Source organism: uncultured Buchnera sp., from assembly GCF_913776765.1.
In the GTDB taxonomy this organism is placed as follows: Bacteria; Pseudomonadota; Gammaproteobacteria; order Enterobacterales; family Enterobacteriaceae; genus Buchnera; species Buchnera aphidicola_AO.
Genome location: NZ_CAJYPO010000001.1, coordinates 569,846 through 592,666, shown reverse-complemented (window position 1 = coordinate 592,666; position 22,821 = coordinate 569,846). Strand labels below are relative to the sequence as shown.

Here is a 22,821-nt window from a genome sequence, read left to right as displayed (position 1 = left end):
AAAAGAAATTGGAATAAAATATTTTAAGGTCGTATTTTTTAAAAGTTTTAAATCATTGATACCTACTTCAAGTATATTTAAAATAAGGTTTTAAATAAATAAAATGGATTTAATTAATGAATTACATCAAAGAAATTTAATATTTCATATTACAAATAAAAATAAATTAAAAGAACTTATTAAAAATAAATATATTTCACTTTATTGTGGTTTTGATCCTACAGAAGAAAGCTTACATGTAGGTCATCTGTTACCTTTAATTACTCTTAAAAGATTTCAAATTTTAGGTCATAAACCTATAGTGTTAATAGGAGGTGCTACAAGTCTTATTGGAGATCCTAGTTTTAAAACAAAAGAAAGATTATTACAATCAGATAAATTAATTGATAAATGGACACTTAAAATAAGCCAACAAGTTTCTTTTTTTCTAGATTTTAATTGTAATTTTAATAGCGCACTTATATTAAATAATAATTTATGGTTTAAAAAAATTAATATTCTTTCGTTTTTGCGTGATGTTGGAAAACATTTCTCAATTAATACTATGATTAGTAGGGAAGCTGTTAAACAACGAATTAAAAGATTAGATCAAGGCATCTCTTTTACGGAGTTTTCATATAATTTATTACAAGCATATGATTTTTTTATATTAAATCAAAAAAATCAGGTATCACTTCAAATTGGGGGTTCTGATCAATGGGGAAATATTTCTTCAGGTATGCATTTAATCCATAAAATATCTAAAAAAGAAGTATATGGATTAACTCTCCCATTGCTTATTCAGTCTAATGGTACTAAGTTTGGAAAAACAGAATCAGGAACTATTTGGTTAGATTCGAAAAAAACTACTCCTTATAAATTTTATCAGTTCTGGATGAACATAGAAGATTCTAACGTTTACCGTTTTTTAAAATTGTTTACTTTTATAAATATTGACGAAATAAATCAACGAGAAAAAAACAAGTATAAAAACAACCAAATTATTTTTGATAAATCTTTACTAGCTAAACATATTACTCGTTTAGTACATGGAGATGAAAATTTATTAGCTGCAGAAAGAATTACAAATATTTTATTTTTTAAAAATATTGAAGATATAAAGGAATCTGATTTAGAACAATTAAAAAAAGATGGTATATCTGCAATCGAAGTTTATAAAATAAAAGATTTGCAAGAAGCTTTAGTTTTATCTTCGTTAGCACAATCTCGAACTCAAGCTAAAAACATGATAATTTCAAATTCAATATCTATAAATACTAAAAAAATAGTAAATAAAAATCATATTATTAATAATAATGATAAATTATTTGATAAATTTACCTTACTTTCTAGAGGAAAAAAAAATCACTGTCTTATTTGTTGGAAAAAATAAAATTCAAATCAATTTTATATATTTTAATCAATTGAAAAACTTTCTCCACAACCACAAAATTTTTCTATTTTAGGATTATAGTATTTAAAAACTTCATTAATACTATCTTTTATAAAATCAATTTTAATTCCATTTAAAAGTGGTGCCTCTTTTAATGAGATATATACTAAAACATTTTTATAGTAAAAAATTATATCGTTTTTATTTTCTATGACTTCTTTATCTTTGACTAATTCCATTGTATATCGAAATCCTGCACATCCAGATTTTTTTGTACCTATTCTGATACCTTTATTTTCAGAATTATTGCTAATTAAAAACAAAATTTGTTTTAAAGCTTTTTTAGTTATTTCAATACCTTTCCATTGATGTTCATGTGGTAAATAAGCATTTATTTTTTTTGTTTTCATATTGTATCTCTTTAATATTAAATAAGATTATAAATCATATAAAAAATAATTATATTATAAATTAAATTTTTATGTTTTAAAGAATATTATTTTTATTCATTATTTTTATAAATTTTAATGTTATAATTGTTTAGTCATAAAAATTTTATAATAAAATTTCGTTTTGCAAATTTATTTATAATATAAAAATATTGAGGTGAAACGATTATATGCAAAATCCAAAAGAAAAAATGGATTTATCGCAATTTATTTTATCACTAATATTTATTATTGCTATAAGTGCTACAAGTTTTTTAATAATTCGACCATTTATACTTGGTTTTTCTTGGGCCAGTATGATTGTGATTGCAACTTGGCCACTTATGTTAAAAATGCAAAAATTTTTAGGAGGTAAACGATTAATCGCTGTTATTAGTATGATTGTTATTTTATTATTATTGTTTATAATTCCTATAGTATTTTTAGTAAATAGTTTAATTAAAACTAGTATCCCTCTGATTCATTGGTTTAGTTCTAATAATTTAGAATTTCCAGAGTTAATATGGCTTCAAGATATACCTATTATTGGTAAAAAAATATTTATTAGTTATCAAGAATTGTTAGATAGTGATGGAGGTGAATTAATTCGTGAAGTTAGACCATATATGGGACGTACAACAGAATTTTTTATAATTCAAGCCAAGAATTGTGGATTATTCGTTATGCATTTAACGTTAATGTTATTATTTAGTGTTTTATTATACTGGAATGGAGAAAAAATTAGTAACTCTATTCGTCAATTTGCGTTTCGTCTGAGTGCTCAGAATGGAAATGCTATCGTTTCTCTTTCAGTCCAAGCTGTTAGAGCAGTTGCATTAGGTGTAGTAGTAACAGCTTTAATTCAAGCAGTTTTATCAGGAATAGGATTGTTAATTTCTGGTGTTCCATATTGGACATTATTAATGATTTTAATTGTTTTTTCTTGTTTAATACAATTAGGACCATTGCCAATTTTAATACCTTCTGTTGTGTGGCTTTATTGGAATAGTAATACGACTTGGGGTACAGTGCTATTAATTTGGAGCTGTTTTGTATTCATATTAGATAATATATTGAGACCTTTCTTTATAAGAATAGGATCAGATTTACCTACCTTTCTTATTTTGTTAGGGGTTATTGGTGGTTTGCTTGCTTTCGGAATGATTGGATTATTTATTGGTCCTGTAGTGTTAGTAATACTATATCGTTTAATAATATCCTGGATATATGGAATTTCGATTGCTTCTTTTTTGGAAACTACGACTTTAAAATCAAAATTTAATTAAATTTATATTAGAATAATTATTTTTATGATAAAAATATGTGAATTATGATTTATTATAATATAAAAAAATAAATAGAATAAAAACTTTTAACGTAAGTAAACGATAAATTGTGATATCATAAAAAATGATTTAATTATATTTAATAATTACTAAACAGGATATTAATAATCTTGTATAATTGTATTATTTTTAAAATTTTATCTTCATTTTATTTCCTGTTTTAAACTTCTGTCATTGTATTTTTTAAGTATACTATTAAACTTATTCTCCCTAAAATCACAATTTTTATATTGATTAATCTTAAAAATTGATTAAAAATAAGTTTATGACTAGTTAGTTTATCGTGATTTTTATCACATCTTGCTATTCTTTTCAGGATAAAAAATTCATTTAGAGAACAAAATGAAAAAAACAGATGAACTACGTACAATACGAATTGATCCATTGGTAACTCCATCTGAACTAGCAAAAAAATATGCTATTACTTCAGATATTATGGATAATGTTATTATAACAAGACAAAATATAGCTCGAATTATGACTGGAGAAGATTTACGTTTGCTTGTTGTAATAGGTCCATGTTCCGTACACGATCCAATCGCTGCAGTCGAATATGCGCATCGACTATATGAATTACGTAAAAAATATGAAGATCGTCTCGAAATTATAATGCGTACATATTTTGAAAAACCGAGAACGGTCGTTGGTTGGAAAGGATTGATTTCAGATCCAGATTTAAATGGTAGTTTTAGAGTCAACCATGGCTTAGCTGTTGCACGTAAATTGTTATTAGACATTAATGAACTAGGGATGCCTGCAGCAACAGAATTTTTGGATATGGTAATTGGTCAATTTATTGCAGACTTAATTAGTTGGGGTGCAATTGGAGCTAGAACTACTGAAAGTCAAATTCATAGAGAAATGGCTTCAGCTCTTTCTTGTCCAGTGGGTTTTAAAAACGGAACAGATGGCAATATACGTATTGCAATTGATGCTATTAGAGCAGCAAAGGCACGTCATTTATTTTTTGCTCCGAATAAAGATGGACAAATGACTATTAATCATACTAGCGGAAATCCTTATGGACATATAATTATGAGAGGTGGTCGTACTCCTAATTATCATGCTAATGACATTAATTTAGCAATAAAAAATTTACGTGAATTTAATTTATTAGAACATTTAATGATTGATTTTAGTCATGGTAATTGTTTAAAAGAACATATTCGTCAAAAAGATGTTGCTGAATCTGTTTCAAAACAAATTTCTCAAGGTTCAAAAACTATATTTGGTGTAATGATTGAAAGCTTCTTAGAAGAAGGTTTCCAAATAGTCAAAAAAAATCAACCATTAATATATGGAAAGTCAATTACTGATGCTTGTTTAAATTGGGAAGATAGTGTCTTGATTATTAAGAAATTGGCAGATGCAGTCGATACTCGTTTTTAATTGGTTTGTATGCTAGTCAAAAATTTGACTAGCATCTTTTTATTAAATGCAAAAGTTAAAATTAGCAAATAATTTATAAACAATAATTTTAAAACTATAAAAAATAATATTTTTTTTCAATTAAGGATCTAAAAGAATGCCTGTGATAAGATTTTGTGATGGGAGTCAACAGGTATACAAACATTCTGTCTCGTTAAGAGAAATTATAGAAAATAAAAAACCTAATATAATTGAATCTCTTATTGCTATCTCTGTTAATAATAATTTTTCGAATTTAAATACTTTAATAACAGAAGATTCTTCTATATCGTTTATCAGTAAAAAAAATTGTGAAGCATTAAACATAATTCGATATTCTTGTATACAGCTTTTAAATTATGCAGTAAAAAAAATATGGCCATTATGTAAAATTGGACAAAGTGATATTACAGAAAATGGTTTTTACTGCGATATAGATTTTGAAAACAGTCTTACAGAAAAAGATCTTTTTGTATTAGAAAATAATATGAAAAATCTTATTAAACGAGAATATCTTATATTTAATCAAAATGTTTCTTTTGATCAAGCATATAAAATATTTAAAAAAAAATTAGAAACATATAAACTTTGTTTAATAAAAAAATATGTAAATAAGAATAATCAAATATCATTATATTATCATGAAAATTATGTTGATATTGATATAGGAATGCAAGTTTTTAATATAAAATTTTGTAAATATTTTAAATTACAAAAAATTGGAGGTGTTTATTGGAAAGGGAATCATAAAAACAAAATGCTACAACGTATTTATGGTACTGCTTGGTCAACTAAAAAAGAATTAGATAAATATTTAAACTATATTGATGAATTGCAAAAAAGAGATCATAGAAAAATTGGAAAATTTTTAAATTTATATCATATGCAAGAAGAATCTCCGGGAATGATTTTTTGGCATAATAATGGTTGGATTATTTTTAATGAACTAGAAATGTTTGTTCGCGAAAAACTAAAAGAATACAAATATAAAGAAGTTAAAACACCTTTATTAATAGATAAGTCAATATGGGAAAAAAGTGGTCATTGGGACAATTATAAAGATGCTATTTTTACTACTTCATCGGAACATCGAGAATATTGTATTAAACCAATGAATTGTCCAGGACATGTTCAAATTTTTAACTATGGATTAAAATCTTATCGAGATTTACCTATTCGTATGGCTGAGTTTGGAAGTTGTCATCGTAATGAGCCATCAGGATCTTTGCATGGTCTTATGAGAATTCGTAATTTTACTCAAGATGATGCACATATATTTTGTACTCAAGAACAAATAAGATGTGAAATAAATCATTGTATTAAAATGATATATGATTTATATAGTACATTTAATTTTAAAAAAATATTAGTAAAATTTTCCACTCGACCAAAAAAACGTATTGGAGATGAATCTGTTTGGGACAAAGCAGAGAAAGATTTATCTGATGTCTTGATAGAAAATAATTTAAATTTTGAATATCAACAAGGAGAAGGTGCTTTTTATGGTCCTAAAATTGAGTTTGTTTTACAGGATTCCTTAGATCGTAATTGGCAATGTGGAACTATTCAACTTGATTTTTATTTGCCAATTCGTTTAAATTCATTTTATATTGATGAGTACAACAATCGAAAAATTCCTATAATAATTCATCGAGCTATATTAGGTTCAATAGAACGTTTTATTGGAATATTAATTGAAGAGTCTTCAGGAAAATTGCCAACATGGTTGTCTCCAATACAAGTAGTAGTACTTAGTATTACTGATAACCACATTAATTATGTTAAAAAAATAGTTCGATATTTTTCTGATATTAAAATTCGAGTTGAATCAGATTTAAGAAATGAAAAAATAGGTTTTAAAATTCGTGAACATACCTTACGTAGAATTCCATATATATTAATTTGTGGCGAAAAAGAAATTAAATCTAAAAAAATTTCAGTTAGAACTAGAAATGGTTATAATTTTGGAATTATTGAAATTGATTTTTTTATTAAAAAGTTACAAAAAGAAATTCTTACTCGTAGCTTTTATCAAATGGAGGAATAAAGTATTAAAGTCGGAAAAAGAATTCAATTAACGCGGCCAAATCGTATTAACAATGAGATCCGTGCTATTAAAGTTCGTCTTACTGGTGTTGAAGGCGATCAAATTGGGATAGTTAATTTACGTGACGCTTTAGAAAAAGCTGAGGAATTAGGATTAGATTTAGTAGAAATTAGTCCGAATGCAGAACCTCCAGTTTGTCGTATTATGGATTATGGCAAATTTCTTTATGAAAAAAGCAAATCTTCTAAAGAACAGAAAAAAAAACAAAAAGTAATTCAAGTGAAAGAAGTCAAATTTCGTCCTAGTACAGATGAAGGAGATTATCAAGTTAAATTACGTAATTTAATTCGTTTTTTAGAAGATGGTGATAAAGTTAAAATTACATTACGATTTAGAGGACGTGAAATGGCACATCAAAAAATAGGTATTGATATGCTGAATAGAGTAAAACATGATTTAATAGAATTAGCAGTTATTGAATCATTTCCATCTAAAGTTGAAGGTCGTCAAATGATTATGGTTTTAGCTCCTAAGAAAAAATAATGATTTTTGACTAAACGTGTTTAGAAAAAAATATATAGTTTATTTTTCTTTTTATAATTTAAATGAAACATTTTATGCCAAAAATTAAAACCTTAAAAAGTGCAGCAAAGCGTTTTAAAAAAACTGCATCTGGTAAATTTAAACGTAAACAAGCAAATTTACGTCATATTTTAACAAAGAAAACAACAACTAAAAAACGCCATCTTCGTCCTAAGATTTTAGTTTCAAAAGGAGATACAAATAAAGTTAAATCTTTTTTACCATATATTTAGAATAATTTTTAATAAAATTTTATAAATAGGAAAGTATATAAATGGCTCGTGTAAAACGTGGCGTTACCGCTCATGCCCGCCATAAAAAAGTTTTAAAACAAGCAAAAGGTTATTATGGAGCTCGTTCTCGTATTTATAGAGTTGCATGTCAAGCAGTAATCAAAGCAGGACAATATGCTTATCGTGATAGACGTCAACGAAAAAGACAATTTCGTCAATTGTGGATTACACGGATTAATGCCGCTGTTCGTCAAAGTCAAATGTCTTATAGTAATTTTATGTACGGATTAAAGAAAGCTTCCATTAATATTGATCGAAAAATATTGTCTGATATTGCAATGTTTGATGGATTTTCATTTAATGTATTAATTAAAAAAGCAAAAGAAGCTTTGTTGTAAAAAAGTGCATTATTTTTTCGATGAATAAAACGGGGAAATTCATCTCCCTTGTATTTTAAATATAAAACATACTAAGCTTCCTTTATGGAAGCTTTTTCATATTTTAACTACATGAATTTAAATTAAATATTTTAAAAAGGTATACAATATGTTGACGCTGCAAAAATTATTTGAGAACGTGAAAAGTAAAATTAAAAATTCGTACAAAATAGATGAAATAGATGACATACGAATTAAATATTTAGGAAAAAAAGGAATTTTTTCTAATTGTATAAAAAATTTAAAAAATTCTTCTTTTGAAGAAAAAAAAAAATACTTTGTTGTTTTTAATGAAATTAAAAAAAAAATAATAAATCAAATTAATAAAAAAAAAATTGAATTAAATAAAATCATTTTAGACCAACGTATTAAAAAAGAAAAAATAGATGTCTCTTTGCCTGGTCGTTATAAAGAAAATGGTGTTATTCATCCTATTAATCATAGTATTAATTATATAAAAAATTTTTTTTCTAAACTAGGATTTGAATCTATTAGTGGATTTGAAATAGAAGACGAATATCATAATTTTGATGCATTAAATATACCTAAAGATCATCCTGCGCGTAATAACAATGATACATTTTGGTTTGATGAACATCGTTTGTTAAGAACACAAACTTCTAGTATGCAAATTAGGATTATGAAAGAAGAAAAGCCTCCTATTAGGTTTATTTTTCCTGGAAAAGTATATCGTAACGATTATGATTCTACACATACACCTATGTTTCATCAAGTTGAAGGTTTAATAGTTGAAAAAAATATTAATTTTTCTAATTTGAAATGGATCATATATAATTTTTTACACGATTTTTTTGATAAAAATATTTCTATTAGATTTCGTCCATCTTATTTTCCGTTTACTACACCTTCTGCAGAAGTTGATATTATTACAAATGTTGGACAATCATTAGAAGTATTAGGATGTGGTATGGTTCATCCATCAGTTTTAAAAAATGTGAATATTGATTGTAATTTTTATTCAGCTTGTGCATTTGGAATCGGTATAGAAAGAATTACTATGCTGCGTTATGGAATTTCTGATCTTCGTTCTTTTTTTGAAAACGATATAAGGTTTATAAAACAATTCAAACATATTTAGTGAGATAAAATGAAATTTAATGAGAATTGGTTACGTGAATGGATAAATCCAAATATCAATAGTATTACTTTGAGAAATCAAATTATTGAATCTGGTATAGAAATAGAATCAATTAATGAATTTAATCCTATATTTAATGGTTTTTTATCTGGTAAGATAGTTGAATGCATTGATCATCATAAGGTAAATAATTTAAAAATACTAAAAGTAGATATAGGTAGTAAAAAATTATTAAACATTCTATGTGGAGCTTCGAATTGTCGTAACAATATCAAAGTTGTAGTTGCTACTATTGGTAGTATTTTACCAAATGGATTACAAATTAAGATAAAAAAAATACAAGAAAAATTATCTGAAGGTATGTTATGTTCTTTTTTTGAATTAGGTTTATTTAATTTTTCCAAAGATATTATTGAACTTCCTCAAGATGTTCCTATAGGAAAAAAAATAAATGATTTGTTTTCGTTAAAAAAAGACACTTTTATTAAAGTAACTGTAACACCTAATCGTCCAGATGGTTTGAATATTTTAGGTATAGCTAGAAATATAGCTGCTATAAATAATTTAAAAATAGTTCAATTAAAGGAAAGAATTGTTCCGATAGAAATTGAAGATCAGCTTCCTATTACAATTTGTACTAAAAGAAAAAGTATTAATTATTTTGGAAGAATTATTAAAAATGTTGATTTAAATGTTGATACTCCATTTTGGATGAAAAAAAAATTATTTTTCTGTGATTTATTATCAGAAAATATAATTGAAAATATTCTTAATTACATTTTAATCGAAATTGGACAACCATTAAATGTATTAAACTTAGATAAAATAGATGACGCAATTCAGATTCGTATGGCTGAAAAGAAAGAGGTCTTGATTCTAAAAAATAATACTAAAATATTACTAGATAAAGATATTTTGGTATTTTCAGATAAAACAAAAATATTATTTATTCCTGGTAATACAAATGCTTATGGTTTAGAACCAAATAAAAAGACTACAAATATATTTTTAAGTTCATATTTAGTTGATAAAAAGTCAATATTAAATACTTTAAAAAAAGTAGGTTTTAATAATGTTTTAGATTATTATAATCATGGTGTTGATTCATCACTTCAAAAATATGCTGTAGAATACGCAACATATTTAATTATTAAGATTTGTGGTGGTAAAGCAGGTCCTATTACTATAAAAAATATCAATTTTAATTCTTTTTCTGCTTCAAATAGAATAAAGCTATATCATAAAAATTTTAATAAATATATAGGTTTTTTCGTTGACTTTTCTATTATTTCAAATATTTTGTTGCGTCTTGAATATGAAGTAGATTTTCAAAAAAAATATTGGTATGTACTTCCACCTAGTTGGCGATTTGATATTTTAATTGAAGAAGATGTAATAGGTGATATACTTCGTATATACAATTATAACAATATTCCCTTAAATCCATTGAAAGAAGGTTTTAAGTTTAATAATAAAAACAGAGATGTAAAAGATTCTTTATTAGATGAAGCAACTACGTTGCTTATTAACAGAGGATATTATGAAGTAATAACTTATTCATTTATTAATCCTTCTATTCAAGAAGATATTATTCCTAACAATAATCAAATATTAATTTCTAATCCTATTTCTAAAGACTTTTCGTCTATGCGTTTATCATTATGGCCTGGTCTTTTAAAGACTGTTTCTTACAATAAAAATCGTCAACAAGAGAGTATGCGTTTTTTTGAAAGAGGACTGTGTTTTTCAATTGATAAGTCACAAATTCTTGGAATAAAGCAAGAACTTTTCTTAGGAGGTGTAATAAGTGGTTTTTATAGTAAAGAAAATTGGTTTTCTGTCAGAAGAAATGTGGATTTTTATGATTTAAAAGGTGATTTAGAGTCGTTATTAGAAGTGATATGTGGATTAAACAAATTTGAAATTAGACATGAAAAAATATTAGGATTACATCCAGAACAAAGTGCAAAAATTTATTTGGATAATAAATCTATTGGTAGTTTTGGTAAAATCCACCCTCAAATAGAAAAAAAATTAAACTTAAATAGTGCTACATTTCTGTTTGAATTATCATTTACTTATATTTCAAAATTGAAATGTTCTAATATAGAAGAAATTTCTAAATATCCTACAAGTCGTCGCGATATAGCTATATTAGTTTCAAATGAGATTTCTTTTTCAGAAATTATCACAGTATGTAAAGATTTTTTTCTTAATAAACAAGTAGAAATTAATTTATTTGATGTGTATTCCTCTAAAAAATTTGATAATAGAAAAAAAAGTTTAGGAATTAGTTTTGTTTTTCAAAACTGTAAAAAAACTTTAAAAGAAGATGAAATTAACTTAATGCTAGATAATTGTATAAAAATACTGAAGAAAAAATTTCAAGTGGTTTTAAGGAAATAAATATATGGTGGTTACAAAAGCTAAAATCTCAGAAAATTTATTTGAAAAATTAAAATTAACTAAGCGGGATTCTAAAGAATTTGTAGAGTTTTTTTTTGAAGAAATTAGAAAATCTTTAGAGAAAGGTGAGAATGTAAAATTGTCTGGATTTGGAAAATTTCAATTAAAAAACAAGAAAGAACGTCCTGGTAGAAATCCAAGAACAGGAGAAAGTATTCTTATTACTGAAAGGCGTGTAGTTACTTTTAAAGCATGTCAAAAATTAAAAAATAGAGTTAAAAATTGTTTTTTAAAAATTAAATATTAATAGCATTTAATTGTTACTTATCAAAAAACAATATATTACATATATATAAATTATTCCTTTAAAGAAATAAAATATGGATCTTAGTAATTTTTCTTTTAAAATACCCCAATCACTTATAGCCGTTTATCCTTGTTTTATTCGAAGTAAATGCCGTTTACTTGTGATTAATGGTCATACAGGAAAAATAAGTCATAAATTTTTTTTTAATATTTTAAATGAAATTAATTCTGGTGATTTAATGGTTTTTAATGATACTGAAGTAATTTCTGCTCGTTTATTTGGTTATAAGAAAAGTGGTGGTAAAGTTGAAGTTTTATTAGAACGAATACTAAATAAAAATAGTATTTTAGCTAGTATTAAATCTTCTAATAAAATTAAAATTAATTCTCATCTATTTTTCGGAAAAAAAAATGAAATTAAATCTTTTGTAACTGGTTATAACAGGCCTTTTTATAAAATTGATTTTTATAATAATACAAGTTCGATTATTGATATATTTAATAACATTGGATATATGCCATTACCTCCTTATATTAAAAGATTTAATGAGAGAATAGATTTAAGTCTCTATCAAACTGTATATAAAAAAAATTTAGGTTCTGTTGCTGCACCTACTGCTGGATTACATTTTGACTTACCCTTGTTAGAAGAATTAAACAAAAAAGGAGTTGATATAGATTTCTTAACATTACATATAGGAAGTGGAACATTTCAACCTATTAGAACTTCAAAAATAGAAAAACATATTATGCATTCTGAATCAGTTGAAGTTTCATCGAATTTAATTAAAAAAATTAAGTTATGTAAGAAAAAAGGTGGTCGTATAATTGCTGTTGGTACTACTACATTACGTGCATTAGAAAGTGCATATCATTCAACTTCCTGGAAAAATGAAAAAAATTATGTTAAAGATACTAATATATTCATATATCCTGGCTATAAACATAATGTTGTAGATGCTTTAATTACAAATTTTCATTTTCCTGAGTCAACATTGATAATGTTAGTATCTTCTTTTTTAGGTTATAAAAATACTATAAGTGCTTATCATGAAGCAATTAAAAATAATTATCGTTTTTTTAGTTATGGAGATGCAATGTATATAACTTATAACAAATTCGCTCCATATGAAAAAATATTGATTTAGTATTATTTTATATAATTGTTAAAGTATTAAATTTTTATAGAATATATGGAAAAAAAATGAAATTTCAGATTATCAGTAAGGAAAAAAAAGCCAGATACGGCGAGTTTAATTTTAATGGGAATATTATAGAAACTCCTGTTTTTATGCCAGTTGGAACGTATGGAACAGTAAAAAGTCTTAATGTAGAAGAAATTAAAAATACTGGTAGTAAAATAATTTTATCTAACGCATTTCATTTATATTTAAGACCAGGTCAAGATATTATAAAACTACATGGTGGTTTACATAACTTTATGAATTGGAATGGTCCTATTTTAACTGATTCAGGAGGATTTCAAATTTTTAGTCTTTCAAATTTTTGTAAAATCAGCGAAGAAGGGGTAATTTTTAAAAATCATATTAATGGTAAGAAATTCTTTTTAACTCCAGAATTATCAATGGAAATTCAATTAGATTTAGGTTCTAATATTGTTATGATTTTTGATGAATGCATTGCATATAATAAAGATTGGGAAAAAACAAAGCATGCAATGGAAAGATCATTAAATTGGTCGAGGAGAAGTCGTATACATTTTGACTTAAAGAAAAAAAATAAAAAAAATCTTTTATTTGGTATTATTCATGGTGGAATATATAAATCTTTACGTGATATTTCTCTAAAAGAATTAATAAAAATGGATTTTAATGGATATGCTTTAGGTGGATTGGCTGTTGGTGAATCTAAATTAGAAATGTACGACTTATTAGATCATATTACTCCTCAAATACCTAACAATAAACCAAGGTATTTGATGGGAGTAGGAAAACCTGAAGATTTAATCGAAGCAGTTTATCGTGGTATAGATATGTTTGATTGTGTTCTTCCAACACGAAACGCTAGGAATGGACATTTATTTGTAACAAATGGTATAATAAAAATTAGAAATGCTAAATATAAAAACGATTTATCTGTATTAGACGAAAAATGTACTTGTTATACTTGCCAAAACTACAGCCGATCTTATTTGCATCATTTAGATTCTTGTAATGAAATTTTAGGCTCTCGTCTTAATACAATACATAATATACATTATTACCAAACATTAATGTCTAATATAAGAAAAGCAATAAAACAACAAAATTTCAATGAATTTATATTAAATTTTTATAACCAAAAAAAATAAACTTATTTTTTTAAATAAATTAGGAAAATTATTCAATGGGTTTTTTTATTGAAGATGCCAATGCAGCAGTAAATCAATCATTAGAAGGAAATTCTTATTCCTTAGTCTTTATGTTGGTAGCATTTATATTAATATTTTATTTTATGCTATTTCGTCCTCAACAAAAAAAAGATAAAGAACATAGAAATCTCATGAATTCTATTTCTCCAGGAGATGAAGTAATGACAACTAGTGGTTTTTTAGGACGAGTTAAAAAAGTCACGAAAAATGGATATATTTTACTCCAATTAAATAATACAACAGAAATATTTATAAAAAAAGATTTTATAGTTTCATCTCTTCCTAAAGGTACTTTAGAATCTTTATAAATAATTTTTAATTAAAATTTTCATTTATTAATATAAATAAGAAAAATTTGCTATTTTTAAAAAAATTTTTTGTATTTTTATTAAACATGATAATCTATTTTTTTTAATTTCAACATTTGAATGATTTATTTGTACTTTATCAAAAAAATTATCTATAGGTTTTTCAAGTTTTTTAATTTCTAATAAAATTTCTTCATATTTTTTTTCTATAAATAATTTTTTTGTTTTATTATTAAAATTTTTTATTTTTTCTAATAAATTTTTTTCTTCTATTTGTTTTATCCATTCAATATTAATTTTATTAGAAATTGTTTGATTATTTTTCTTTAAAATATTATCTATTCTTTTAGAAGTTAAGATAATTGATTCTATATTTTTAAGATTAGAAATTGCATTGATTCTTTTATCAATATCTAAAGGTTCTGTTAATTTACAAGATAATACTGCTTTAATAAGTTTAATATTATATCCTTGTTTTTCATAAAAAAAAGATAATCGTGATGTAAAAAATTTTATAATTTTTTTAGATATAATTGAATAATCTATATTTTTAAGATTATAATTTTCAAGGCTGATTTGAATTAATTTTTTTAAATCTATAGGTATTTTTTTTACTATAATAATACGCAGTATGCCTAAAGCAGCACGTCTTAGTCCAAATGGATCTTTTTCTGGATCGGGAATTTCTCCAATAGAAAACATACCTGATAAAGTGTCGATTTTATCAGAAATAGATAATAAACAACCTATAGGAGTAGAAGGTAATTTATCACCTGAAAAAGATGGTAAGTATTGTTCTTGAATAGCTATAGCAACTTCTTTACTTTCTTTGTTTTCTAAAGCATAATACATTCCTATTGTACCTTGTAATTCTGGAAATTCACCTACCATTTGAGTTATAAGATCACATTTTGATAAAATAGCTGATCTAGTTAAGTCGTTTTTATTAATTTTATTATTACTAGAAGACATCCATTCTATAAGAAATTTTAAGCGTAATGTTTTTTCATATAATGTGCCTAAATTATTATAAAAAGAAACTTTTTTTAAGTATGGGAGATAATTCTCTAATTTTGTTTGCCTGTCTTTTTTTAAAAAAAACATAGTATCTGATAAACGTGCATTCATAACTTTTTCATTTCCTAAAACAACTTCTTTGTTTTTTTTTGAGTTGATATTAGAAACAAAAATAAAATATGGTAAAATTTTTTTTTCTAAATTATTACTATATATTGCAAAACATTTTTGTTGTTTTTCTATAGTATGAATAAGTATTTTTTTAGGTATATAATCAATATAATAGTTTTGAAAAGTTGCTAAAAGTGCTTTAGGTGATTCTACTAAAGAGGTAATTTCTTCAAGTAGAAAAAGATTTGTTTTTATAGTTCCATTAACTTTTTTTGCTATTTTTTTCACTTCATTTTTTATTTTTTCTTTACGAGTCTCATAATTAGCTATTATTTTATTTTTTTTAAAAAGAATTGATGGATATTCAATCGCATTTTTGATATATATTTTTTCTTCTTTACAAGAAATATGGTGATAGAGTAAATTATTAGAACGAAGATTAAATACTACGCTTTTAATAACTTTATCGTCTAATAACATTACAATATTACGAATAGGACGAATAAATCTAAGATTATCAGTTTCCCATCTCATAGTGTTTTTTATACTAATGTTTCTAAGTGTTTTTTCTATTATTTTAGGAATTAATAATTCAATTTTTTCTTGTTTTTCTTGTATACGATGTATAATCCATTCACCTTTTTGAGTTTTTAATCGATGAGCTTGATTTAAATTAATTTTACAATTTTTTGCCCAATAATAAGCTGCTTGTGTTGGATTACCATTTTTATCAAAAGCATGTTTTATTGCTGGACCTTTTTTTATCTTTTCATTTATTTTTTCTGAAGTGTCGAGTTCTATAATTTGTAAAGCTAATCTTCTTGGAGTAGAAAAATAATTGATTTTTTTATATAAAATATTGTTAGAATTTAATTCATTTACAAAATTTTTGTAAAATATTAAAATTATATTTTTAAGGATTTTAGAAGGTAGTTCTTCAGTTCCTATTTCTATTAAAAATGTTTTTTTTATCATTTTTTTTCTCTTTTTAAGGATACAATAGAATTTTTATTTTTTTCTTGAATATAAATACTTTTGTGCAATTTTTTTAGTTAATTTTCTAATTTTTAGAATATAATTTTGGCGTTCGCTAGAAGATATTGCTTTTCTAGCATCTAGTAAATTGAAAATATGATTTGCTTGAAGTATTTTTTCGTAAGATACCAATAATAATGGTTTTTGTAATTCTATTAAATTTTTTGCTTCAAATATGTATTTTTGAAAATATTCAAATAATAAATCAATATTAGAGTATTCAAAATTATATTTTGATTGTTCTATTTCATTTTGTTGGAAAATATCTCCATAAGTAATTTTTTTAAATTTATTCTCATTCCAAACAAGATCATATACATTCGATTGATTTTGCATATGCATGGCTATTCTTTCTAATCCATAAGTTATTTCTACCGTTACAGGATTGCATTCTAGTCCACCTACTTGTTGAAAATAAGTAAATTGAGTAATTTCCATTCCATTCAACCAAACTTCCCAACCAATCCCCCAAGCGCCTAATGTAGGATTTTCCCAATTATCTTCTACGAAACGTATATCATTATTTTTTTCATTTATTTTTAATAAATTTAATGACTTTAAATAAATGTTTTGAATGTTTTTTAAAGGAGGTTTTATGATTACTTGAAATTGATAATAATGTTGTAAGCGATTTGGATTTTTTCCATATCTTCCATCAGTAGGACGTCGACAAGATTGTATATAAGCTGCTTTGATAGGTTCTGGACCAATGGTTCCAAAGAATGTTGTATTATGAAATGTACCTGCTCCTATTGGTAAATCCAATGGTTGAAAAATAGTACATTCTTGTTCTGTCCAATATTCTTGTAAAATTTTAATTAGATTAGAAAAATTATTATGATTATTTTTCATTTTTTATATCCAAAAGAAGCAATAGTAGATATATTTTATATTTTTATTGTATATATTATATATAATTAATAGTTATGTTTTTGCGTGTAAATTTTTTAGTTTATATAGATTAACTTAAATAAGTTAAATATGTGAAAATAAAAAGTATATGATGTTTAATTTAAGGAAAAAATTATGATCAAAAAAATTACTAAAGAAGCTAATATGGCACGTGATGTTTTATTATTAAAAGGTTTAGAAAATCCTATTTTAAAAGAATACAATGATATAAAAGAAAAAGAAAGAGAATTATTAATTGCCAAACATTTATATAAAATTATGTCTTTACTAAATTTAGATCTAAAAAATGAAAGTTTAAAAGATACGCCTATTCGAATATCAAAAATGTATATTAATGAACTTTTTTCTGGTTTAGATTATACAAATTTTCCAAAAATTATGTTAATGGATAATAAAATAAAATTTAATGAAATGATTATAGTACGTGATATCCTCTTAATAAGTACTTGTGAACATCATTTTATAACTATTAATGGACAGGCTACTATTGCGTATATCCCTGAGAATAAAATTATTGGTTTATCAAAAATAAATAGAATTGCACAGTTTTATGCAAAAAGACCTCAAATTCAAGAACGTTTAACAAAACAAATATTACTGGTTCTTCAAGTTTTATTGCAAACTAAAAACGTTGCAATTGTTATTCATATGGATCACTTTTGTGTTAAAGCTCGTGGAGTACGTGATAATAAAAGCAGCACTGTTACTTCATGTTTAGAGGGTTTATTTAAATCTGATAAAAGTATTCGAGAAGAATTTTTTAAAAAATAAAAAAATAAGTACATCTATTTTATTGATTAAAACAAATTTTCTCAGTATGATATAATTTTTAATTAAAATATTTTTTTAAAAAACTAACTTTAGTATTAAAAAACATTTTTTTCTATTTTACTAGAGAAACCTAAAAATTTTTATGGAAAAGAAAAATATGAACTATATTGGTGCACATGTTAGTTCTTCTGGTGGTGTAGAAAAAGCAGTTCTTCGCGCTTTTCAAATAAAAGCAACAACTTTTTCATTTTTTACTAAAAATCAACGTCAATGGATTTCTCTTCCTTTACAAAAAAAAAATATAGATGATTTTAAAGAGGCTTGTATTAAGTACAATTTTTTGCCTGAAAAAATTTTACCCCATAGTAGTTATTTGATTAATTTAGGTCATCCTATTGATGTTTTTTTAGAAAAATCGCGTGCTGCTTTTATTGATGAAATAATGCGTTGTGATCAACTTGGTTTACGTTTTTTAAATTTTCATCCTGGTAGTCATTTAAATAAAATTTCTGAGATTACTTGTTTATCAAGAATTGCTGAATCTATTAATATTGCTTTAGAAAAAACAAAGAATGTAGTTGCTGTAATAGAAAATACTGCGGGACAAGGTACTAATATGGGTTATAGATTTGAACATTTATATGAAATTATTAAAAAAATTGATGATAAATCTAGAATTGGAGTTTGTATCGATACTTGTCATTTATTTGCATCAGGCTATGATTTAAGAACGAAAATAGATTACGAAAGTACATTTAATAAATTCTTTGACTTAATAGAATTAAAATATTTAAAAGGTTTTCATTTAAATGATTCTAAAAAAAAATTTAATAGTCGTGTAGATAGGCATGAAAGCTTAGGTTTAGGTGAAATTGGAACATCAGTTTTTCAATGGATTATAAAAAATAAAGATTTTTATAACATTCCAATGATATTAGAAACAATTAATCCAAAAATATGGGAAAAAGAAATTAATTGGTTGAGATCATTAAAATAGAAATCAAATTAATTTTTTTAATAAAATTATGTTTTTTATTAGATTCATTAGAGAGAGTACACTATGTTTATAGTTAAAGCAGAAATAAAAGATAAAAAAGGTAAAAGTTTTAATAGACAATTACGTATAAAAAATAAATTTCCAGGGATTTTATATGGTTCTAATAATTCTTCTATATCCATCATGATGGATCATAATCTAATTTTTAACTTACAAAAAAAAGAAGAATTTTATAAAGAAAATTTATGTTTATTAATTAAAGAACAAAAATATATAGTTAAAGTTCAAGCTATACAACGTCATTCATTCAAAATGAAGATATTACATATTGATTTTATTTATGCAAAAATTTAATATTTTAGTAATTATATTGATATCAATTATATTGATACCAATACTTTTAAAGTATAGTCGAAAAAACTTTTCTGAAAATTATCATTGTAGGATGAAATTGTATTAATACTAATCCTATAATGCCAGATGATAGTACAATTAATGCTATCCATCCAATTTTTCTCTTAATAAAATGCATGTTGTTTTTATTTTTTGTTTTTTTAATTTTCCACCATTTCGATATTAACCATATTCCAAACCATATTAAAATTGCAATAATTAATAAGAACCATTTAAAATAGTCATTTTGTGGATTTGGAGGTATATTTATAGCTATTCCCGTAATAATTCCTGGGAAAAAATATATTGGAGGCCATAAAATACACCCTAATAAACTAGGAAAAATAAACTTTTTTAAAGGCAATTTTAGCATTCCAGCAACCATTGGTATAAGAGGTCTGGTTGGTCCTATAAAACGACCTATAAGTATTGTTACTACACTGTGTTTATCTAATAGAGATTTAGTTTTATCAAGTAAATAAAAATTTCTTTTTAAGAATTTTAAATTATGCAACCAATTTTTGAAATATAAACCAATATAGTATGAGCACCAATCTCCTAGCAAACATCCTATTATACCTGCTATCCAAGAAGGATAAAAAAGTAGTTTGCCATTACCTATAAATGTACCCAATGTTGCCATGAATACTATTCCAGGTAATAGTAATCCTACTAAAGCAAGTGATTCTAAAAAAGATACGATTCCTACTATAAATATTGAATATGTTAAAGATTGTGTTATTAAAGATGTTAACCAAGATTCCATAAATACTCATTAATTTTTTAAGTTTTTTTTATTATAAAATATATAAAATAATTTATAAAAATATATTTAAAGATTATTTAATTTTTTTAGTTATTTTTTTTTGATATATATTGAATATTGTTTGTTATATGTATTTTTAATACAACCTCCAAAAAAAATTTAAATAAAGAATTAATCTTAAAATTATAAAAAAATAGTTAAAAATTAATATTTTTAAAAAATTTAGATATTTTTTTAAAAAAATCAAGAAAATTTAAAAGAAAGAAGAATAATAATGAAAGTATATTTTTTTTTAATTTTATATGTTTTTTCGAGTTTTTTTTCTATTATTTCTTCTAAAGAATTGGAAATTGATAAAATTGTTGCTATTGTAAATAATCAAATTATATTAAATAGTGATGTAAATCAAGTTCTTTTTTCTTTTAAAAAAGAAGATCAAAAAGTTCAAATACCTTTAAAAATTAATTTTTTAAGGGATAAAATAATTGAAAAATTAATTATAGAAACTTTAATTTTAGAAGAAGCAAAAAAATTTGATATTGTAGTAACTGCTGATCAAGTAAATAATATACTTATAAAGTATGCTTTAAAGCAAAATATTACTGTTGAACAATTGAAAAAAAATATTGTAATGAATAGCATTAACACTGCTTTTGATTATAATGACTATGTTGAAAATATTAAAAGATCATTAAAAATTAAAATAATGCAAAATTATGTTTTAAATAATCGTATTCATATTTCAGAAAAAGAAGTAGATTTATTTTTAAAAAAATTAATAAATGATAAAAACGAATTAAAAAAAATAGATCTTAATTGTATTTTTTTACCTTTTATAAAAGAAAAAAATAAAATTTTAATTAAAAATACAAAACGTTTAGCAGATCATTTTATGAAAAAAATAAAAAATAATTCTTCTTTTGATTATTATTATGAATATTTTAAAAAAAATAATAATATGTTTTTATCACAAAAAATACAATTACAATCTTTGAAACATTTAAAAAAAATATTCTTCAATAAACTAGAAATTGTAAAAAAAAATCAAATTTTAGGTCCTATATTAGGACTAAAAGGTTTTTATATTTTAAAAGTTAACAAAATTAAAAAAAATAGTAAAGAAAACTTTATCACTGAATTTCATATACAACATTGTTTAATACGTCCTTCTGTTATTTTAAATGACAAACAAGCAAAAAAAGAGATTTTTTATATATATAATAATATTAAAAATAAAAAATATAGTTTTGATTATGCTGTTAAAAAATTATCTCATGATGTTTATTCGTCTAATAAAAAAGGTGATTTAGGATGGATTTCAACTGATTTTTTTAACAATGATTTTAACAATTTTTTAAGGAATTTGAAAAAAAGTGAAATTAGTACGCCCATTAAATCTAATTTTGGATGGCATATAATTAAATTATTAGATATTCGTCAAGTAGATAAAAACGATAAAATAGACAAAGATTTAGCTTATCGTATTTTATTAGAAAAAAAGATAAAAAAAGAAAGATCTAATTGGATAAGAGAACTAAAAAAATCATCTTATGTTAAGATTTTTTAAAAATTAATTAAATTTAAAATCAATTTTTTAATAAAAATTTTTGATTTTATAACAAATAATTAGTATATTCTAATGAATAAAACAATAAAAAAACATTTTCCTCTTAAAAGATTTGGTCAAAATTTTCTTATAAATCAAAATTTAATTAAAAAAATAATTAAATTTATAGACCCTCAATTACAACAAACACTAATTGAAATTGGTCCAGGTTTAGGTGCATTAACTAAACCTGTATGCAATATAATAGATGAATTAATCGTCGTTGAAATTGATTCAAATTTATTAAATTTTTTAAAAAAATGTTCTTTTTATTCAAAGCTAATAGTGTTTTGTCAAGATGCTTTAATTTTTGATTACTATAATGTTTTTTATGAAAATAATCGATTAATTCGTATTTTTGGAAATTTACCATATAACGTTGCTACCTCTTTGCTTCTTTGTTTATTTGAAAAAAACAAAATAATTCAAGACATGAATTTTATGCTGCAAAAAGAGGTTGCTGAACGTTTAGTTGCTTCTCCAGGAAGTAAATCGTACGGTCGTTTAAGTATTATAGCTCAATATTATTGTAATATTAAAATAATATTTAACGTTTCATCTAAAAATTTTCGACCTATTCCTAAAGTTGATTCTACGTTTGTTAATTTAATCCCATATAAAAAATCTCCTTATTTTACTCATGATGTTAAAATTCTTAGTTATATAACAAATTTAGCTTTTCAAAAAAGAAGAAAAATGTTACGTCATAGTTTAGGAGAAATATTTTCTGAAAAAATTTTTTTAAGATTAAATATCAATCCGAAATTAAGAGCAGAAAATCTTTCTATATTGCAGTATTGCGAATTATCTAATTATATAATTGAAAATAATATTTTTAAAAAATAAAAATTTTTACTTAATTATTTTTCTT

22 protein-coding genes are annotated in these 22,821 nt (G+C 23.7%); 18 read left to right on the top strand and 4 right to left on the bottom strand.

The genetic code is table 11. The features are described from left to right. The first annotated feature begins 94 nt into the window (after positions 1 to 94). Positions 95 to 1,372 (top strand): tyrosine--tRNA ligase, encoded by a 1,278-nt coding sequence (gene tyrS, locus QZ401_RS02860; RefSeq protein WP_295164885.1) that lies wholly within the window; start codon positions 95 to 97, stop codon positions 1,370 to 1,372. Between the two features lie 23 nt (positions 1,373 to 1,395). Here the strand turns inward: tyrS and QZ401_RS02855 are convergent, their stop codons facing one another. Further along, positions 1,396 to 1,782: an iron-sulfur cluster assembly accessory protein gene (locus tag QZ401_RS02855; RefSeq protein WP_295164773.1), complete on the bottom strand. Its 387-nt coding sequence runs from the start codon at positions 1,780 to 1,782 to the stop codon at positions 1,396 to 1,398. Between the two features lie 209 nt (positions 1,783 to 1,991). Between QZ401_RS02855 and ydiK the strand changes: the two genes are divergently transcribed. The 12 genes from ydiK (at position 1,992) to yajC (ending at position 14,342) form a co-directional block, all read left to right on the top strand. Next, on the top strand, positions 1,992 to 3,086 hold the full coding sequence (gene ydiK, locus QZ401_RS02850) for an AI-2E family transporter YdiK (protein WP_295164770.1): 1,095 nt from the start codon (positions 1,992 to 1,994) through the stop codon (positions 3,084 to 3,086). A 402-nt stretch (positions 3,087 to 3,488) separates the two neighbouring features. After that, positions 3,489 to 4,535 carry a 3-deoxy-7-phosphoheptulonate synthase gene (locus tag QZ401_RS02845; RefSeq protein ID WP_295164767.1) on the top strand — a complete coding sequence of 349 codons (1,047 nt, stop codon included), beginning with the start codon at positions 3,489 to 3,491 and terminating at the stop codon, positions 4,533 to 4,535. A 136-nt stretch (positions 4,536 to 4,671) separates the two neighbouring features. Continuing rightward, positions 4,672 to 6,600 carry a threonine--tRNA ligase gene (gene thrS / locus QZ401_RS02840; protein WP_295164765.1) on the top strand — a complete coding sequence of 643 codons (1,929 nt, stop codon included), beginning with the start codon at positions 4,672 to 4,674 and terminating at the stop codon, positions 6,598 to 6,600. Positions 6,601 to 6,603: 3 nt separating this feature from the next. Next, a complete protein-coding gene (gene infC, locus QZ401_RS02835) occupies positions 6,604 to 7,143 on the top strand; it encodes a translation initiation factor IF-3 (RefSeq protein WP_295164884.1) in 540 nt (179 codons plus the stop codon). Positions 7,144 to 7,217: 74 nt separating this feature from the next. Next, complete coding sequence (rpmI, locus tag QZ401_RS02830) at positions 7,218 to 7,415, top strand: 50S ribosomal protein L35 (protein WP_158336926.1); 198 nt, start codon at positions 7,218 to 7,220, stop codon at positions 7,413 to 7,415. Between the two features lie 41 nt (positions 7,416 to 7,456). Further along, positions 7,457 to 7,813 (top strand): 50S ribosomal protein L20, encoded by a 357-nt coding sequence (gene rplT / locus QZ401_RS02825; protein WP_295164762.1) that lies wholly within the window; start codon positions 7,457 to 7,459, stop codon positions 7,811 to 7,813. A gap of 148 nt (positions 7,814 to 7,961) precedes the next feature. Next, entirely contained in the window at positions 7,962 to 8,951 is a 990-nt protein-coding gene (gene pheS / locus QZ401_RS02820; RefSeq protein ID WP_295164760.1) for a phenylalanine--tRNA ligase subunit alpha, read from the top strand. Between the two features lie 9 nt (positions 8,952 to 8,960). Continuing rightward, positions 8,961 to 11,357, top strand: a complete 2,397-nt coding sequence (gene pheT, locus QZ401_RS02815; RefSeq protein WP_295164759.1) for a phenylalanine--tRNA ligase subunit beta — start codon at positions 8,961 to 8,963, stop codon at positions 11,355 to 11,357. A gap of 4 nt (positions 11,358 to 11,361) precedes the next feature. After that, the gene (locus QZ401_RS02810) at positions 11,362 to 11,664 is read left to right on the top strand and encodes an integration host factor subunit alpha (RefSeq protein WP_295164756.1); all 303 of its coding nucleotides are present in this window, start codon (positions 11,362 to 11,364) and stop codon (positions 11,662 to 11,664) included. A gap of 73 nt (positions 11,665 to 11,737) precedes the next feature. Continuing rightward, a complete protein-coding gene (gene queA / locus QZ401_RS02805) occupies positions 11,738 to 12,811 on the top strand; it encodes a tRNA preQ1(34) S-adenosylmethionine ribosyltransferase-isomerase QueA (protein WP_295164754.1) in 1,074 nt (357 codons plus the stop codon). Positions 12,812 to 12,867: 56 nt separating this feature from the next. Continuing rightward, positions 12,868 to 13,974, top strand: a complete 1,107-nt coding sequence (tgt, locus tag QZ401_RS02800; protein ID WP_295164751.1) for a tRNA guanosine(34) transglycosylase Tgt — start codon at positions 12,868 to 12,870, stop codon at positions 13,972 to 13,974. Between the two features lie 35 nt (positions 13,975 to 14,009). Next, positions 14,010 to 14,342 carry a preprotein translocase subunit YajC gene (gene yajC, locus QZ401_RS02795; protein ID WP_295164750.1) on the top strand — a complete coding sequence of 111 codons (333 nt, stop codon included), beginning with the start codon at positions 14,010 to 14,012 and terminating at the stop codon, positions 14,340 to 14,342. Positions 14,343 to 14,369: 27 nt separating this feature from the next. On the opposite strand, the gene glyS is transcribed toward yajC, so the two are convergent. Next, complete coding sequence (gene glyS / locus QZ401_RS02790; RefSeq protein ID WP_295164747.1) at positions 14,370 to 16,445, bottom strand: glycine--tRNA ligase subunit beta; 2,076 nt, start codon at positions 16,443 to 16,445, stop codon at positions 14,370 to 14,372. Positions 16,446 to 16,478: 33 nt separating this feature from the next. Next, positions 16,479 to 17,357, bottom strand: coding sequence for a glycine--tRNA ligase subunit alpha (gene glyQ / locus QZ401_RS02785; protein ID WP_295164745.1), 879 nt, complete (start codon positions 17,355 to 17,357; stop codon positions 16,479 to 16,481). Between the two features lie 177 nt (positions 17,358 to 17,534). Between glyQ and folE the strand changes: the two genes are divergently transcribed. From folE to rplY, 3 genes are all read left to right on the top strand, one after another. Continuing rightward, positions 17,535 to 18,188 (top strand): GTP cyclohydrolase I FolE, encoded by a 654-nt coding sequence (gene folE / locus QZ401_RS02780; RefSeq protein ID WP_295164883.1) that lies wholly within the window; start codon positions 17,535 to 17,537, stop codon positions 18,186 to 18,188. Between the two features lie 157 nt (positions 18,189 to 18,345). After that, a complete protein-coding gene (nfo, locus tag QZ401_RS02775) occupies positions 18,346 to 19,185 on the top strand; it encodes a deoxyribonuclease IV (RefSeq protein WP_295164742.1) in 840 nt (279 codons plus the stop codon). 63 nt (positions 19,186 to 19,248) lie between these two features. Further along, positions 19,249 to 19,539: a 50S ribosomal protein L25 gene (rplY, locus tag QZ401_RS02770; RefSeq protein WP_295164739.1), complete on the top strand. Its 291-nt coding sequence runs from the start codon at positions 19,249 to 19,251 to the stop codon at positions 19,537 to 19,539. 46 nt (positions 19,540 to 19,585) lie between these two features. Here the strand turns inward: rplY and QZ401_RS02765 are convergent, their stop codons facing one another. Then, complete coding sequence (locus QZ401_RS02765; protein ID WP_295164737.1) at positions 19,586 to 20,344, bottom strand: DedA family protein; 759 nt, start codon at positions 20,342 to 20,344, stop codon at positions 19,586 to 19,588. 268 nt (positions 20,345 to 20,612) lie between these two features. Between QZ401_RS02765 and QZ401_RS02760 the strand changes: the two genes are divergently transcribed. Further along, complete coding sequence (locus QZ401_RS02760; protein ID WP_366664895.1) at positions 20,613 to 21,911, top strand: peptidylprolyl isomerase; 1,299 nt, start codon at positions 20,613 to 20,615, stop codon at positions 21,909 to 21,911. Between the two features lie 72 nt (positions 21,912 to 21,983). Beyond that, complete coding sequence (rsmA, locus tag QZ401_RS02755) at positions 21,984 to 22,796, top strand: 16S rRNA (adenine(1518)-N(6)/adenine(1519)-N(6))-dimethyltransferase RsmA (RefSeq protein ID WP_295164736.1); 813 nt, start codon at positions 21,984 to 21,986, stop codon at positions 22,794 to 22,796. Positions 22,797 to 22,821: the final 25 nt, after the last annotated feature.